Here is a 14,641-nt window from a genome sequence, read left to right on the forward strand (position 1 = left end):
GTTACCTATCTTCGCCAAAACCGTCTTCGACGAGGGCAACCAGTTCGGCAAGGCGCGCCTCGGCCTCGTCCCCGACCACGCGGATTTCCACTTGATCGCCCATTGCTGCGCCAAGCATCATCAGTCCCAGTATCGAATTGCCGTTCGCCTCGTGCCCATCCTTCGCAACGGTCACGCGCACCCCGTCCATTTGCGCCACCGCGCCCACGAACTTGGCGCTGGCGCGGGCGTGCAGGCCGCGCTTGTTCACTATGCCAACGGTTTTCGCTGCTACTGCCAGATTACCCTCCCCCAAAGGCGCGGCTGTGGAGCCGTCTGGTTGCCTTATGCATCCTGTCCGAGAAATTCGGAAGCCAGCGTGATGTAATTGCGCCCGGCATCGCGCGCGGCGGCGGCCGCGTGAGGGAGATCGAGCTCCTTGCGCGCACCCGCCAGCCGGATCAGCATGGGCAGGTTGATCCCCGCGATCACCTCGGTGCGGCCGCGTTCGAGCAGCGAGATGGCAAGGTTGGAGGGCGTCCCGCCAAACAGATCGGTCAGGATCACCGCGCCTTGCCCGGTATCCACCAGATCGATCGCAGCCGCAATTTCCTCGCGCCGCTGCTCCATATCGTCATTCGGGCCAATGCAGACCGTGGCGACATCCGCCTGCGCGCCCACCACGTGTTCCATGGCGTTGACGAATTCCTCGGCCAGCCGGCCATGGGTTACCAGAATCATGCCAATCATGCTTGCGTGCAACTCGTAGTGGGGAAAATGGGAGATAAAGCTGTCACATTTCGCGGATATCTGCCGATCGCGGCAAAATCATGGTGGTGTCACCCTCTTGGTGGCGCAGGTGCCAAATCCCGTCATATTGCCTGCGACCCTTCGACCAGCTCGGCCGCGCGCGAGCCCATATTGCGGTGCAACACAGTGGGCGAAAAGCCCGCCTCGCGCAAGACTTCTGCCATTGCCTGCGCCGAATAGACCGAGCGGTGCCGCCCGCCGGTGCAGCCAAAGGCGATGTTGACATAGGTTTTGCCCTGCGCCGCATAATGCGGGAGCAGTTCCAGCACCAGGTCGCTTATCTTGCCAAAGGCCGAGGCAAAGACCGGGTTGGCGGCGATATAGTCGGCAACCGGGGCATCCAGCCCAGTCAGTTCCTTGAGGCCCGGCGCCCAGTGCGGGTTTTCCAGAAAGCGCATATCAAACACCAGATCGGCTGCGGGCGGCATCCCGCGCGAATAGCCAAAGCTGGAGACGATCACCGTCAGTGCGGCGGGCGCGCTCTGGCCGAATTGTTCGCGGATGCGTTGCTTGAGGTCGTTGACGGTAAAATCGGTGGTGTCGATCAGCACATCGGCCCAGCGCCGCAGGGGGCTGAGCAGTTCGCGTTCCGCCTTGATGCCCTGCGGCACGGGCATATCCTGCGCCAGGAAATGCCGCCGCCGTGTTTCGTCAAACCGGCGTGCCAGCTCTGCCCCCGCGCAATCAAGGAAAAGAGTGGTCAGTTCCAGATCGGGGCGCGCGGCCAGATGCTTGACCAGTTCGATGATGCCGCCCGGTTCAAACCCGCGCGTGCGGCAATCGAAACCGAAGGCCATGGGATAGGAGCGCGCCGCGGGATCGAGCAGCTTCTCAATCAGCTGGATCGGCAAATTGTCGATTGCTTCCCAGCCCAGATCCTCCAGCTCGCGCAGCGCGGTGGTCTTGCCCGCACCCAGCATCCCGGTGACCAGCAGGATGCGCTGCCGCGTGCTGACGCTGCCGGAACTGGTGCCGGAATTGCCATCCGTGTCGGGCCGAGTCTGTGGCGGTTTGCTGGCCATCGCCCATGCCTCTGCCCTTGCCGCGCGAAAAAGTGAAGTGGCTATGGTGGGGATGGCCTTGTGGCCCGTGCGCGATCTAGGCCCGCCGGGCGTAAAGCCGCACCGCCCATTCGGCGCGCAGCGGCAGCGCGGCGGCATCGGGAAAGAGGCTGAGGCATGGCACGGATACGCCCAGCAGCGTGTCGGCCTCAGGCTCCTCGACATAGCGTGGCGCGGCGGCGTCCAGCCGCAGGACCAGGCCCACCGGCCCTTCGGCAACCGGCAGGCGGGCAATACCCACATTGCGGATCTCGATCAGGCCGGCGGTATGCGGCGGAGGGCTGGCCCAGAGGCGGCCATCGCGCAGGCGCAACGTCACCCCGTCATCCCCGACAAGGGCCGCTCCCCGGTCGATCAGCGCCAGCGCCAGCGCGGATTTGCCGGTGCCCGATGCACCTTCGATCAGCACGGCAATGCCGTTTACCACTACGCAGCCCGCCTGCCGCACTTCGATCGCGCTCATGCCGCGGGCAAGTCCAGCACCAGCCGCGCGCCGGTTTGTCCCGGCAGCGGATCATCGACAAACAGCGTGCCGCCATGCGCCTCGGCAATGGTGCGGGCAATGGCAAGGCCAAGACCGGAATGGTTGCCGAAGCTCTCGCCCTCCGGCCGGTCGGAATGGAAACGGCGGAACACCAGCTCGCGCTTGTCGGGTGCAATGCCTGGCCCTTGATCGGCAACGCTGGCAAGAATCCGGTCGCCCCGGCGGGTGACTTGCACCAGAACTTCGCCGCCCGGCGGAGAGAAGGACACCGCATTGTCGAGCAGGTTTTCGGCGATCCTCTCCAGCCGCAGCGGAACGCCCATCACCGTGTGGCTGCCCCTGTCCGCCTCAAGGCGGATGGTGCGCCCGGCCTTGGCGCAGCGGTCCTCGCGCGCGGCGATCAGATTGGCGAACAGCGCGGCCATATCCACCGGTTCAAAGCGGGCACGGCTGATTTCGGCGTCGACGCGGCTGGCTTCGGAAATGTCGGTCACCAGCCGGTCGATGCGCTGCACATCATGCGCGGCGATATCGATCAGTTGGGTGCGCAGAGCCTCGTCCTTGACCTTGGGCAGGCTTTCGATGGCGCTGCGCAGAGACGCAAGCGGGTTCTTGATCTCGTGCGCCACATCGGCGGCAAAGCTTTCCACTGCATCGATCCGGTGGCGCAAGGTCGCGGTCATGTCGGACACGGCGCGCGCCAGCACACCGATCTCGTCGCCGCGTTCGGGCATTCGGGGCACTTCGACATCGCGTTCGCGTCCCGAACGCACCAGAATGGCCGCGCGCACCAGCCGGCGCAGCGGCTGGATGATCGTGCTGGCAAGGTAGAGCGAGAGAATGATCGAGACGAGCAGCGCCCAGGCAATGATGGTGAGCAATTGCGTGCGGGCATTGCGCACCGATTGCGTGATGTCGGCGGCGTTGCGCGTGGTCAGCAGCGTGGCGCCGTTGATGCCGACCGGGGCTGCCGCGTTGATGACCGGGGTGTCGTCAGGCGCCAGCCTCAGTTCGATCTGCGTGCGCACCTGTTCGCGCGCGCGCACCAGTTCGGGCCAGGCATCGGCATCCTGGCTGGCAGGTTCGACATAGCGGGGCGGGGCGGGCGCACCCACAGCGAAGTTCACCGCGCGGTCGGTCCAGCGGGCGAAATCCTCCAGAAACGGCTCGGCGACGGGATCGTCGAAGCGGAAGCTGGGTTCGGCCAGCACGAAGCTGTCGGCCCATAGCCGCCCTTCGGCATCGTACATGCGCAGGCGCATCCGCTGTTCCTTGCCGATCTGGATCAGCAACGCTTCCTGCCGCGCGCGGGTGGCGCCCGCCAGCGCCTCGGCGGTGATCTGCGCCTCGATCCGGGCCAGCTTGTAGCGTTCGTCGAGCAATTGGCGGCGGTAGGAATCGAGGAAGAACAGCCCGCCCGCCAGCACCAGCAGCGGGATCAGGTTCACCGCCAGGATGCGCGCGGTCAGCGATTGGCCGAACGGAAAGGCCAGCCGCTCCAGCCGCCCGGCCTTCAGCTCCTCGCGCGTCATCGGGCAGGCTCGCGCCGGTCAGCCATCGGCGAAGGAATAGCCTGCGCCATACAGTGTCTCGATCGCGCCAAAGTTGCCATCCACCGCGCGGAACTTGCGGCGCAGGCGCTTGATGTGGCTGTCCACCGTGCGGTCATCCACGAACACGTCGTCGGGATAGGCGGCATCCATCAACTGGTTGCGGCTCTTGATCACGCCGGGCCGGGTGGCGAGCGCTTCGAGGATCAGGAACTCGGTCACGGTCAGGCCCACCGGCTTGCCGTCCCAGGTAACCTGGTGGCGCGCAGGGTCCATCCGCAGGCGGCCGCGTTCCATGATCGCGGCATCGCCCGGCGGCGCGCTGGCAAGGTCTGGCTGGCTTGCCTGCGAAGGGCCCGCGCGGCGCAGAATCGCGCGGATGCGGGCGAGCAGCAGGCGCTGGCTGAACGGCTTGGCGATATAATCATCCGCGCCCATGGCAAGGCCGGCTTCCTCGTCCTGCTCCTCGTCCTTGCTGGTCAGGAAAATCACCGGCAGGTCGCTCGTCTCGCGCAGGCGGCGCAGCAATTCCATGCCGTCCATGCGCGGCATCTTGATGTCGAACACCGCCAGATCGGGCGGATTGGAACGCAGCGCGGCCAGCGCCGCCTCGCCATCGGTGTAGAGGCGGGTCAGATAGCCTTCGGCCTGGAGCGCGATGGACAGGGTGGCGAGGATATTGCGGTCATCATCCACCAGCGCGATGGATCGCGGGGTATCCGCCGACCGCGTCTGCTCGCCTGCTTTCTCATGAGAGGTGTTCATCTGGCCTGCCTGTCCGATCCGAATTGCTGCACAATTGCTGCAGCCCCTGCGCAAGCGACCCTATCCGCTCGCAGGCGGCGCCACAAGGCAGGCGCCAGCCGGTTTTTGGGCACCGATTGCCATATTGCACTGGATCGATTGTGCTGAGATGGAAAATCCATCACTGGTGGCCTTTCGGCAAATTGACGCGAGGTGGCTGCGCAACTAAGGGCCTACCCTAACCGTGGGAGAGCGCGGTCCGGAAGATTGGAACTTTTTTCACGGGGAGACCCTTTCGTGCCCAATACCACTGCTGTTTCGCTTGCCGATCTGGGTGTGTCCAGCACCGCCACCATTTACGCCAATCTGGGCACTGCCGCGCTGGTCGAACACGCGCTGAAAAGGGGCGAGGGTCAGCTGACCAAGCACGGCGCGCTGCTGGTCGATACGGGCCGCTTCACCGGCCGCAGCGTCAAGGACAAGTATATCGTCCGCGATGCCGAGACCGAGAGCACGATCAATTGGGGCGCGATCAACCAGCCGATGAGCGAGGCGCATTTCGCGGCGCTGAAGGCGGATTTCCTCAAGGAACTGCAAGAGCAGAACGAGCTTTACGTCGCTGACCTGTTCGGTGGCTCGCAGCCCGAATATCGCCTCAACGTGCGCGTCATCACCCAGATGGCGTGGCACAACCTGTTCATCCGCACGCTGCTGGTGCGCCCGACGGCGGACGAATTGGCGAATTTCGTGCCCGAATACACCATCATCAACCTGCCCAGTTTCAAGGCCGATCCCGAACGCCACGGCTGCCGCAGCGATACGGTGATTGCGGTCAGCTTCACCGAAAAGCTGATCCTGATCGGCAACACCGAATATTCGGGCGAGATGAAGAAGGGCGTGTTCGGCCTGCTGAATTACCTGCTTCCCGCGAAGGGCGTGATGCCGATGCACTGTTCGGCCAATATCGGCGCAGATGGCAAGAGCGCGATCTTCTTCGGCCTGTCGGGCACGGGCAAGACCACGCTGTCGGCTGATGCCAGCCGCACGCTGATCGGCGATGACGAGCACGGCTGGTCGGACACCGCGGTCTTCAATTTCGAAGGCGGCTGCTACGCCAAGATGATCAACCTGTCCGCAGAGGGCGAGCCGGAGATTTACGCCACCACGAAGATGTTCGGCACGATCCTCGAAAACGTCACAATGGATCCGGTGACCCGCGAACTCGACTTCACCGATGGCAGCAAGACGGAAAACACCCGCGGCGCCTATCCGATCGAGTTCATCCCGAACACGAGCGAAAAGAACCTCGGCCCGGCACCGTCGAATGTGATCATGCTGACGGCGGATGCGTTCGGCGTGCTGCCCCCGATCGCGCGGCTGACGCCCGATCAGGCGATGTACTACTTCCTCAGCGGCTATACCGCCAAGGTCGCAGGCACCGAAATCGGCGTGACCGAGCCAGAGGCGACCTTCAGCACCTGCTTTGGCGCCGCCTTTATGCCGCGCCACCCCAGCGTTTACGGCAACCTGCTGAAAGAGCGCATCGGCAAGGGCGGCGCGGAATGCTGGCTGGTCAACACCGGTTGGACCGGCGGCAAATACGGCACCGGCCGCCGTATGCCGATCAAGGCGACCCGCGCGCTGCTCAATGCTGTGCTCGATGGCAAGATGGCCGATGTCGAGTTCCGCAAGGACGAGAATTTCGGCTTCGAAGTTCCCGTGGCTGTGCCCGGCGTGGACAGCGCGATCCTCGATCCGCGTTCGACCTGGGCTGATCCGGCCGAGTATGACGTGACCGCGCAAAAGCTGGTGCAGTTGTTCGTCGACAACTTCCGGCAATTTGCCGACCATGTCGACGAAGGCGTGCGCCAGGCGGCACCGGCGCCGGTCGCCTGATTGGGCTCGGATCGGTCCGGGCCTTCACCTCAAGAAGCCCGGAACGATCCGATGACCTCTGCTTCCCGATACCCTGTTCGCCTGTTTGCCGATGATGCGGCGGTGCGCCGCGTGGCAGCGGACCTGCTCGACACCAGTTTGCCGCGTGCCAAATGGACGCACGAGGCGCATCTGGCTGCGTGTCTGTGCCTGCTGGACGAATATCCCGCTTTTGATGTGGAGCAGGACCTGCCCGGCGCGATTGCCCGCTACAATGTGGCGGTGGGCGGGGTGAACGACGATGCGCATGGCTACCACGCTACGATCACGCATTTCTATATTCATGCCGTGCGCGCGCATCTGGCCGAGGAATCCGGCGGATCGCTGGTCGCGCGTGTCAATCGCCTGCTGTCGGGCGCGCGCGGACAGCGCGACTACCCGCTCCGCTTCTATTCGCGCGACCTGCTGTTCAGCGTGGCGGCGCGCCGTGCCTTTGTGCCGCCCGATCTGCGCCCGCTCACCCAAGTCTGACTTGCATCAAAGACCGGTTCAGCCGACTGTGCGACTCACGCCCCGGAGATAGAAGAGGAGTGTGCAGGGATGAGCGTTTTTGACAGTCTGCTGAAGGGTCTTACCGGCGCGCCGGACGATGTGGTGAATCTGGCCGAGAAGGTGGGCATTTCCCCCGCCATGGCGGAAAAGGCGATTGCCGCGCTGGGCCGTTCGCACCAGATGCAGGGCGATACGGTGGAACTTGCATCGGCACAGACGGGCCTCGATACCGGCGTGCTGAGCAGCATTGTGCAGCATATTGGCGGCGAAGGTTCGCTGACCAGTTTTGCGACGATGCTGAACGACAATCCGCAGGCCAAGGGCCTGCTCGATATGCTGGACAAGGACGGCGACGGCAATCCGCTGAACGATATCGCGGGCATGGCCAAGGGGCTGTTCGGCAAGAAATAGCGAGGAGGATTGGTCCGTGTCGAAACGGGACGACCCGGCAGGGGGGCAATCCTGCCGGGTCGTTTTTGCGCCTTCCGAGCGCAGGGTTGTAATCCGGGGAGACCGGCCGGAATATTGTCCGGAAACGCCGAAAATCAGGCAACCATCATGGAGAAGACTGAACCGAAAATGCCGATGCTGAACGCCGCCGCCGCGCCGCCACGCTGAAGCATCCGCTTGGTCCGGTCCTTCGAATGCGGCACGATCAACAGGGCGGCAAGTCCGATGGCGGCAGTCAAGAGGAACAGGGTATCCATTTCAGCTTCCCTTCAGCGTGTGGTGAAATCGAAGTGCCCGAAGCTGATGAACACGGGGTATCGGACTGCGCTTAACCTGAAATTGACCATGTTGGGCACCGGCCCTTCGCGCCATCTGGTGCCGCGCGACTGGCGCGGCTAGAAACGCCGCATGAGCGATCTTGTCTACTCGATTGTCATGCTGGGCGCCGTCGCCATGCTGGCAGGTGCGTGGTATCTTTACCGGCGGCTGGGGCCGAACCGCCAATCGATGCTGATGGTGATCCTCGCGGTGGTGATGCTGGCCAATGTCGTGATCTGGAGCATTCCGGATGGAAGCGCGCCGGCTGAAGGCGTGAGCGGTGACGCTGCCGCGCTGGGCAGCGCCACGCCCTGACAGCCTGTTAGCGTTCCGGAATCGTCCAGCGCACACTGCCGCGCCATGTGCCGACCGTGCTCTGCCCCTTGTCGTCGGTGGCAGGGGTGAAACGCGCACGCCGTTCGATCAGGCGGCAGGTTTCGGTATCGAGCAGACGGTGCCCGCCGCTGGCGATGATGCGGCAATCGCTAACCCGCCCGCGCGCATCGATCGCCAGTTCGTAAGCGACATCGCCTTCCAGTTCGCGCCGCAGCGCCAGCGAAGGGTAATCGGCATTGGTGATCCAGCTTCCCTGGCTATTCGCCGGGGCGGGTGGGCGCGGAATGAAAGCAGCTGCGGGCGGATCGGCGGACCGCGTAGGCCGCGGGTCGGCGGGCGGCTGTGCCGTGCGCGCCACATCGCGTTCGGGCGGGAAGTCGATCACCGTGTCGACCGGTGCGGTCTGCTGAATCGGCAGCGGTGCAGGGGGCGCGACGGGCGGAGTCGAGATTGCGGTATTCTGCACCGGATCGGGCTCGGTTACCGGTTCGGGCGGCGGGGGCAGTGTCACCACTACCGGTTCGCCCTTGATCGGCGGTTCGGGCGGGGCGAGCGTGTATGTGATCGTGAGGCCCGCCGCCAGCCCCACCGCCAGCACGGCGTGGACGGCGGCAACGCCCGCCACGCTTGCCAGACGGCGGTGTGTGTGCGGATGGTCGAGATAAGCCATATGCCATTCTCCTTTCCCAACCTGCCCCATCCTGATGTGGCGGCTAGGTAATAATGTAACATTACACCTTGCGACAATTTGTTACAAGTGCGGAATGCGCCGCCGCCCGCCGACACATTACGCGCGGCGGGAAGCGGTGGGAGGGAGCAAAGGCAGGCGGATTGATGCGCCCGTGTCCGATCAGCTGATCGGGCAGGCGGGATCGAGGCGGAAATCCAGATAGCGCTCGACCGAGGCTTTCAGCTCGTCCAGCTCGTTCTCGAAAAAGTGGTTGGCGCGCGGGATTTCGTCATGGTGGATGGTGATGTGTTTCTGCGTGCGCAGCTTGTCGACCAGTTTCTGCACGCTGGCGGGCTGCACCACGGTATCCGCCATGCCTTGAATGAATATGCCGCTGGCCGGACAGGGGGCAAGGAAGCTGAAATCATACATGTTGGCCGGCGGTGCGACCGAAATGAAGCCGCGGATTTCGGGGCGCCGCATCAGCAATTGCATCCCGATAAGCGCGCCAAAGGATACGCCGGCGATCCAGGTGACCGAAGCTTCGGGGTGGATCTGCTGCACCCAGTCGAGCGCGGATGCTGCATCGGACAATTCGCCAATGCCGTTGTCGAAACTGCCCTGGCTTTTGCCCACACCGCGGAAATTGAAGCGCAGCGTCGCAAAGCCGCGATCGACAAAAGTCTTGTACATCATCTGCACAATGCGGTCATTCATTGTGCCGCCACCCAGCGAATGCGGATGCAGGATCATCGCCACAGGTGCACGCGGGCGCGGACCGGGGGTAAAGCGTCCTTCAAGGCGGCCTTCAGGGCCGGGGAAGATCACGTGAGGCATTGTTTGAACAGACCTGAATATGGGATGTGAACCGCGCGGGTGGCGCGGGGCAAGTGCGCGGCTATATAGGAACTGTGCCCGGTTTCGCAATTATTCGATGAGTTCCGCCATTTCTGCCCGCATCTATCTTGATCATGCCGCCACATCTCCGCTGCGCCCACAGGCGCGCGCGTCGATGGAGGAAGGCTTTGCCATCTGGGCCAATCCCTCCAGCCCCCACGCCGAAGGGAGACGGGCGAAGGCTGCGCTGGAGGACGCGCGCGCGCGGGTGAAGGCGGCGCTGGGGTGGTCGGGCGAGGTGATCTTCACCAGCGGCGCGAGCGAGGCGCTGGCGATTGCCTTGGGCAGGGCAAAGGCAGGCGCGCGTCTGGTCGGCGCGGCGGAGCACGATGCGGTTCTGGCCGCCGCACCCGATTCCGAGCAGCTGGCGGTGCTGCCCGATGGGCGGATTGACGCAGATGTGCTGGCCGAGGCGGTGCAGCGCGAGCGTCCCTTGGTCGCCATCCAGACGGTCAATTCCGAAACCGGCGCGCGGCAGGATGAGGCGGCGCTGGCGGCCCTGATCCACGACGCGGGCGGTTTATGGCTGGCCGATGCCTCGCAAAGCGCGGGGAAGGCGGCCTTGCCGGCCGGGGCGGACATGGTTGTGGTATCCGCGCACAAGCTGGGCGGGCCGGTGGGAATCGGCGCGCTGCTGGTGCGTGATTACAGCTTGCTGGAACCTTCAGGCGGGCATGAACGCGGATACCGGCGGGGGACGGAGAACCTGCCTGCGGCGATGGGCTTTGCCGCCGCTTTGGAGGTGAGCGATTGGGCAACCACCCCGGCAGAGCGGCTTGCCTTTGCTGCGGCACTGGAACCGAGCCTCTTGCCCATTGCCGACCGGGCCGATCACATTCTGGCGCTGACACATCCGCAATTGTCGGCGCAGGTTCTGGTCATCCGTCTGGATGCCATGGGCTTTGCGGTGTCGGCGGGCAGTGCGTGCTCTTCGGGCTCGCTCAAGCCCAGCCGGGTGCTCACCGCCATGGGTCTGCCGCCCGAACAGGCGCAGCGCACGATCCGCGTCAGCCTGGGGTGGAATACCACGCCAGACGATCTGGCGGCGTTCGTGGCAGCCTGGGCGAGCCTTGCATGATCTATCTCGATTACCAGGCGACCACGCCGCTCGCCCCCGAAGCGCGCGAGGAAATGCTGCGCTGGCTGGGCGGACCGGAGGGGGACGGCTTCGGCAACCCCCATTCGGCGCACCGGCTGGGCCGCGCGGCGGCCGCAGCGGTGGAACGGGCGCGCGATCGCGTCGCTGCGCTGTTTCCTGCCGGCGGGCGCGTGATCTTCACCGGCAGCGCGACCGAGGCGATCAATCTGGCAATGCGGGGAACACGGCGAAAGGGCGCGATAGCCGTCTCTGCCATCGAACACGCCGCCGTGCTTGATACCGCGCAGGCGCTCGGCCGGGCACATATCCTGCCGGTGGATGCGCAGGGCTTCGTGCAATCCGATACGCCGTTGCCTTCCGATTCCGCCATGGTCTGCGTGATGCAGGTCAACAACGAAATCGGCGCGGTGCAGGACAGTGTACATTGGGCCAAGCGGGCAAGGGCAGCGGGCGCGCTGTTCCTGTCGGACGCGGTGCAGGCGGCGGGCAAGCTCCCTGTCGCCCCGGCCGACATGATCGTGGTGTCCGCGCACAAGCTGTATGGGCCCAAGGGCATCGGCGCGCTGTGGCTGGCCGATGGGGTGGAACTGGACGCGCAGATCACCGGCGGGGGGCAGGAAGGGGGCCTCCGATCAGGCACGCTCAGCCCCGCGCTATGCGCAGGCTTTGGCGCGGCGGCGAAACTGGCGCTGGCACGGCAGGCGGAGGATGCGGCCCATATCGCCAAACTGTGGGCGCGCGCCCGCGCGCTTTTTGCCGATTGGCAACTGAACGGACCGCAGGATGCACGCTGGCACGGCAATCTCAATATCCGGCGCGATGGCCTCGATGTGGCGCGCCTGATGAGCGATTGCCGCGACATCGCCTTTTCCGCCGGGTCCGCCTGCGCCAGCGGATCGGGCCGGCCCAGCCATGTCTTGCGCGCCATAGGCCTGACCGATGCCCAGGCCAAATCCTCCATCCGCCTTGGCTTTGGCCGCTATATCACGATGGAATCGCTTGAAGCGGCGGCGGCAGCGATTAATGACGCGGCATCGCAGCAGGGATAGCAGCCATCAAGATCATCTTCATCACGCGCGACGGGGACCGGGTCGAGGCCGAAGGCCAGCCGGGGGAGCGCCTGCTCGAAGTGGCGCAGGCCGCCGCCATGCCGCTCGAAGGCACGTGCGAGGGGCAGATGGCCTGCTCCACTTGCCATGTCATTATCGGTCGCGACTGGTTCGGCAAGCTGCCCCCCGCCAGCGAGGACGAGGAAGACATGCTCGACCTTGCCGCCGATCTTTCCGCCACCAGCCGCCTGTCTTGCCAGATCCTTCTGACGCCCGAACTGGAAGGGCTGGAAGTGCGCATCCCGCGCGAGGCGCACGATATGCAGGGCCGGTAATTCTCCTTTCGCTGTTGATACTCGCGCCATCCTCGCTGGCAGGCCCGCTTTGCCCCTGCTAGGCCGCTGCTATGCCCACGCTTGATGACGCCGCTGACCCGTTCGACGCGATTGTCGATGCCCCCTTCGATGCCGCGCTTTCTGAACGCTATCTCGTCTATGCCCTGTCCACCATCACCGCGCGAAGCCTGCCTGATCTGCGCGACGGGCTGAAGCCGGTTCACCGCCGCCTGTTGTGGGCAATGCGCGGGCTGAAGCTTGATCCGTCCAGCGCATTCAAGAAATCGGCGCGCGTGGTGGGCGATGTGATTGGCAAGTTCCACCCGCACGGCGATGTCGCCGTTTACGATGCGATGGTGCGCCTCGCCCAGCCGTTCACGCTGCGCTATCCGCTCGTCGAAGGCCAGGGCAATTTCGGCAATGTCGATGGCGATAACGCCGCCGCTTACCGTTATACCGAATGCCGGCTGACCAAGACCGCGATGAGCCTGATGGAAGGGCTCGACGAAGGCACGGTCGATTTCATCCCCACCTATAATGGCGAGGATGAGGAGCCGGAGATTTTCCCCGGCATCTTCCCCAATCTTCTCGCCAACGGGGCCAGCGGCATTGCCGTGGGCATGGCCACCAGCATCCCCAGCCACAATGTCGCGGAAATCATCGACGCGGCCGAACTCGTGCTGTTTAACCGCGATGTGACCCATGCCGAACTGATGGGCGTGTTCAAGGGGCCGGATTTTGCGACGGGCGGCCTGATCGTGGATTCGCCGGCCAGCATCGCCAACGCCTATGAAACCGGGCGCGGCAGTTTTCGCGTGCGCGGACGATTCTATGCCGCCGAGGCGAGCGACGAGGCCGATCGCAATGCGGGGATCGAGCGGCACAAGGGCGGCGGCTGGCAGCTCGTCATTTCCGAAATCCCCTATCAGGTCGCCAAGGGCAAGCTGATCGAACAGATCGCACAGGCGATTGCAGACAAGAAGCTGCCGATCCTCGAAGATGTGCGTGACGAAAGCGATGAGCAGATCCGCATCGTGCTGATACCGCGCAGCCGCAATGTCGATCCCGAACTGCTCAAGGAATCGCTCTACAAGCTGACCGATCTGGAAACGCGCTTCAGCCTCAACCTCAACGTGCTGGATGCCACACGCACCCCTATGGTCATGGGGCTGAAGGAATTGCTGGAAAACTGGCTGGTCAGCCAGATCGACATCCTGCAGCGCCGCAGCCAGCACCGGCTGGACAAGATTGCCGCGCGGCTGGAATTGGTCGAAGGCTATATCATCGCTTTCCTCAACCTTGACCGGGTGATCCAGATCATCCGCACCGAGGACGAACCGAAGCCGGTGATGATGGCAGAGTTCGCCCTGACCGACCGGCAGGCCGAGGCGATCCTCAACATGCGGCTGCGCAGCTTGCGCAAGCTGGAGGAGTTGGAACTGCGCCGCGAGAAGGACGCGCTGCTGGCCGAACAGGACGAGCTGGAAAAGCTGCTCGCCAGCCCGGCGCGGCAGCGCACAAGGTTGAAGCGCGATCTGGCCGCCTTGCGCGCCGAATATGCGCCCGACACGGAGCTGGGCCGCCGTCGCACCGACATCGTCGAAGCCGCGCCCACGGTCGAATTCAGCATGGATGCGATGATCGAGAAGGAGCCGGTAACGGTGATCCTGTCCAAGAAAGGCTGGATCCGTGCCGCCAAGGGCCATGTCGATCTGGGCGCCGATGGCTGCGGCGATTTCAAATACAAGGAAGGCGACGAGGCCGCCTTTGCCGTGCATTGCCAGACCACCGACAAGCTATTGCTGGCATGCGATGACGGCCGCTTTTTCACCATCGGCGCGGACAAGCTGCCATCCGCACGCGGTTTTGGCGAACCGGTGCGCAACACGCTCGATATTGATGCAGGTGCAAATGTTGTGGCGGTGGTGGTGCACGAGCCGGGGCGGCAATTGCTGCTTGCCTCCAGCATCGGCAAGGGTTTCGCCGCGCGGACAGAGGAACTGCTGGCCGAAACGCGCAAGGGTCGGCAAGTCATGAACCTGAAAGATGGCGCAAAGCTGCTCGTTGTTCGCGCCATTGCCCCGGCGCACGATCACGTCGCGGTGGTGGGCGATAACCGCAAGCTGGTGGTCTTTGCGCTGGACGAAGTGCCCGAAATGGCGCGCGGGCAGGGGGTGACGCTGCAACGTTACCGCGATGGCGGATTGGCCGATGCCACCACCTTCACGCTGGCCGATGGGCTGAGCTGGCAAATGGGCGGGGAAAGTGGGCGAACCCGCACCGAGACCGAGATCCATATGTGGAAAGTGGCACGCGGCGCGGCCGGGCGGATGCCGCCCACGGGTTTCCCGAAAAACAACCGGTTCTGAATAGCAAAGGCCGGGAAGGATCGCTCCCTCCCGGCCTTGGTCCCGTCCAAGGGAATGGATCGG

The 14,641-nt window shown here is 64.4% G+C and carries 17 protein-coding genes; 8 read left to right on the forward strand and 9 right to left on the reverse strand.

The features are described from left to right. Position 1 precedes the first annotated feature (1 nt). The 6 genes from WFP39_RS11965 to WFP39_RS11990 form a co-directional block, all read right to left on the reverse strand. On the reverse strand, positions 2-280 hold the full coding sequence (locus WFP39_RS11965; RefSeq protein ID WP_336920016.1) for an HPr family phosphocarrier protein: 279 nt from the start codon (positions 278-280) through the stop codon (positions 2-4). A gap of 44 nt (positions 281-324) precedes the next feature. Further along, on the reverse strand, positions 325-729 hold the full coding sequence (locus WFP39_RS11970; RefSeq protein WP_336919895.1) for a PTS sugar transporter subunit IIA: 405 nt from the start codon (positions 727-729) through the stop codon (positions 325-327). Positions 730-851: 122 nt separating this feature from the next. After that, on the reverse strand, positions 852-1,811 hold the full coding sequence (rapZ, locus tag WFP39_RS11975; protein ID WP_336919896.1) for an RNase adapter RapZ: 960 nt from the start codon (positions 1,809-1,811) through the stop codon (positions 852-854). A gap of 76 nt (positions 1,812-1,887) precedes the next feature. Then, a complete protein-coding gene (locus WFP39_RS11980) occupies positions 1,888-2,313 on the reverse strand; it encodes an HPr kinase/phosphorylase (protein ID WP_336919898.1) in 426 nt (141 codons plus the stop codon). Then, positions 2,310-3,866: a sensor histidine kinase gene (locus WFP39_RS11985; RefSeq protein WP_336919900.1), complete on the reverse strand. Its 1,557-nt coding sequence runs from the start codon at positions 3,864-3,866 to the stop codon at positions 2,310-2,312. The genes WFP39_RS11980 and WFP39_RS11985 overlap by 4 nt, the downstream gene beginning before the upstream one ends. 18 nt (positions 3,867-3,884) lie before the next feature. Then, positions 3,885-4,649: a response regulator transcription factor gene (locus WFP39_RS11990; RefSeq protein WP_336919902.1), complete on the reverse strand. Its 765-nt coding sequence runs from the start codon at positions 4,647-4,649 to the stop codon at positions 3,885-3,887. A 276-nt stretch (positions 4,650-4,925) separates the two neighbouring features. Between WFP39_RS11990 and WFP39_RS11995 the strand changes: the two genes are divergently transcribed. The 3 genes from WFP39_RS11995 (at position 4,926) to WFP39_RS12005 (ending at position 7,466) form a co-directional block, all read left to right on the forward strand. Beyond that, positions 4,926-6,524, forward strand: a complete 1,599-nt coding sequence (locus WFP39_RS11995) for a phosphoenolpyruvate carboxykinase (protein WP_336919903.1) — start codon at positions 4,926-4,928, stop codon at positions 6,522-6,524. Between the two features lie 51 nt (positions 6,525-6,575). Beyond that, positions 6,576-7,034: a hypothetical protein gene (locus tag WFP39_RS12000; protein WP_336919904.1), complete on the forward strand. Its 459-nt coding sequence runs from the start codon at positions 6,576-6,578 to the stop codon at positions 7,032-7,034. Between the two features lie 69 nt (positions 7,035-7,103). After that, positions 7,104-7,466, forward strand: coding sequence for a hypothetical protein (locus WFP39_RS12005; RefSeq protein WP_336919905.1), 363 nt, complete (start codon positions 7,104-7,106; stop codon positions 7,464-7,466). A gap of 134 nt (positions 7,467-7,600) precedes the next feature. On the opposite strand, the gene WFP39_RS12010 is transcribed toward WFP39_RS12005, so the two are convergent. Then, a complete protein-coding gene (locus WFP39_RS12010) occupies positions 7,601-7,762 on the reverse strand; it encodes a hypothetical protein (RefSeq protein WP_336919906.1) in 162 nt (53 codons plus the stop codon). A gap of 151 nt (positions 7,763-7,913) precedes the next feature. Between WFP39_RS12010 and WFP39_RS12015 the strand changes: the two genes are divergently transcribed. Continuing rightward, positions 7,914-8,138 carry a hypothetical protein gene (locus tag WFP39_RS12015; RefSeq protein WP_336919908.1) on the forward strand — a complete coding sequence of 75 codons (225 nt, stop codon included), beginning with the start codon at positions 7,914-7,916 and terminating at the stop codon, positions 8,136-8,138. A 7-nt stretch (positions 8,139-8,145) separates the two neighbouring features. Here the strand turns inward: WFP39_RS12015 and WFP39_RS12020 are convergent, their stop codons facing one another. Both WFP39_RS12020 and WFP39_RS12025 read right to left on the reverse strand, forming a co-directional pair. Next, positions 8,146-8,829 (reverse strand): energy transducer TonB, encoded by a 684-nt coding sequence (locus WFP39_RS12020; RefSeq protein ID WP_336919909.1) that lies wholly within the window; start codon positions 8,827-8,829, stop codon positions 8,146-8,148. Between the two features lie 180 nt (positions 8,830-9,009). After that, complete coding sequence (locus WFP39_RS12025; protein ID WP_336919911.1) at positions 9,010-9,666, reverse strand: alpha/beta hydrolase; 657 nt, start codon at positions 9,664-9,666, stop codon at positions 9,010-9,012. A 97-nt stretch (positions 9,667-9,763) separates the two neighbouring features. Between WFP39_RS12025 and WFP39_RS12030 the strand changes: the two genes are divergently transcribed. The 4 genes from WFP39_RS12030 (at position 9,764) to parC (ending at position 14,578) form a co-directional block, all read left to right on the forward strand. Then, entirely contained in the window at positions 9,764-10,804 is a 1,041-nt protein-coding gene (locus WFP39_RS12030; RefSeq protein ID WP_336919913.1) for a cysteine desulfurase family protein, read from the forward strand. Beyond that, on the forward strand, positions 10,801-11,874 hold the full coding sequence (locus tag WFP39_RS12035) for a cysteine desulfurase family protein (RefSeq protein WP_336919914.1): 1,074 nt from the start codon (positions 10,801-10,803) through the stop codon (positions 11,872-11,874). The genes WFP39_RS12030 and WFP39_RS12035 overlap by 4 nt, the downstream gene beginning before the upstream one ends. Positions 11,875-11,879: 5 nt before the next feature. Then, the gene (locus WFP39_RS12040; RefSeq protein WP_336920018.1) at positions 11,880-12,209 is read left to right on the forward strand and encodes a 2Fe-2S iron-sulfur cluster-binding protein; all 330 of its coding nucleotides are present in this window, start codon (positions 11,880-11,882) and stop codon (positions 12,207-12,209) included. Positions 12,210-12,280: 71 nt separating this feature from the next. Further along, complete coding sequence (gene parC / locus WFP39_RS12045; protein ID WP_336919916.1) at positions 12,281-14,578, forward strand: DNA topoisomerase IV subunit A; 2,298 nt, start codon at positions 12,281-12,283, stop codon at positions 14,576-14,578. The last annotated feature ends 63 nt before the right edge of the window (positions 14,579-14,641 follow it).

Origin of the sequence: Alteraurantiacibacter lauratis, from assembly GCF_037154155.1 — a bacterium.
Taxonomy (GTDB): domain Bacteria; phylum Pseudomonadota; class Alphaproteobacteria; order Sphingomonadales; family Sphingomonadaceae; genus Alteraurantiacibacter; species Alteraurantiacibacter lauratis.

What these genes read in the sequence shown, in the direction of transcription:
- rapZ (WP_336919896.1), bottom strand. Translation starts at nt 1,811, where the DNA reads ATGGCCAGCAAACCGCCACAGACTCGGCCCGACACGGATGGCAATTCC.
- WFP39_RS12015 (WP_336919908.1), top strand. Translation starts at nt 7,914, where the DNA reads ATGAGCGATCTTGTCTACTCGATTGTCATGCTGGGCGCCGTCGCCATG.
- WFP39_RS12030 (WP_336919913.1), top strand. Translation starts at nt 9,764, where the DNA reads ATGAGTTCCGCCATTTCTGCCCGCATCTATCTTGATCATGCCGCCACA.
- WFP39_RS12025 (WP_336919911.1), bottom strand. Translation starts at nt 9,666, where the DNA reads ATGCCTCACGTGATCTTCCCCGGCCCTGAAGGCCGCCTTGAAGGACGC.
- WFP39_RS11980 (WP_336919898.1), bottom strand. Translation starts at nt 2,313, where the DNA reads ATGAGCGCGATCGAAGTGCGGCAGGCGGGCTGCGTAGTGGTAAACGGC.
- parC (WP_336919916.1), top strand. Translation starts at nt 12,281, where the DNA reads ATGCCCACGCTTGATGACGCCGCTGACCCGTTCGACGCGATTGTCGAT.
- WFP39_RS12010 (WP_336919906.1), bottom strand. Translation starts at nt 7,762, where the DNA reads ATGGATACCCTGTTCCTCTTGACTGCCGCCATCGGACTTGCCGCCCTG.
- WFP39_RS12035 (WP_336919914.1), top strand. Translation starts at nt 10,801, where the DNA reads ATGATCTATCTCGATTACCAGGCGACCACGCCGCTCGCCCCCGAAGCG.
- WFP39_RS11985 (WP_336919900.1), bottom strand. Translation starts at nt 3,866, where the DNA reads ATGACGCGCGAGGAGCTGAAGGCCGGGCGGCTGGAGCGGCTGGCCTTT.
- WFP39_RS12020 (WP_336919909.1), bottom strand. Translation starts at nt 8,829, where the DNA reads ATGGCTTATCTCGACCATCCGCACACACACCGCCGTCTGGCAAGCGTG.
- WFP39_RS11990 (WP_336919902.1), bottom strand. Translation starts at nt 4,649, where the DNA reads ATGAACACCTCTCATGAGAAAGCAGGCGAGCAGACGCGGTCGGCGGAT.
- WFP39_RS12005 (WP_336919905.1), top strand. Translation starts at nt 7,104, where the DNA reads ATGAGCGTTTTTGACAGTCTGCTGAAGGGTCTTACCGGCGCGCCGGAC.
- WFP39_RS11970 (WP_336919895.1), bottom strand. Translation starts at nt 729, where the DNA reads ATGATTGGCATGATTCTGGTAACCCATGGCCGGCTGGCCGAGGAATTC.
- WFP39_RS12000 (WP_336919904.1), top strand. Translation starts at nt 6,576, where the DNA reads ATGACCTCTGCTTCCCGATACCCTGTTCGCCTGTTTGCCGATGATGCG.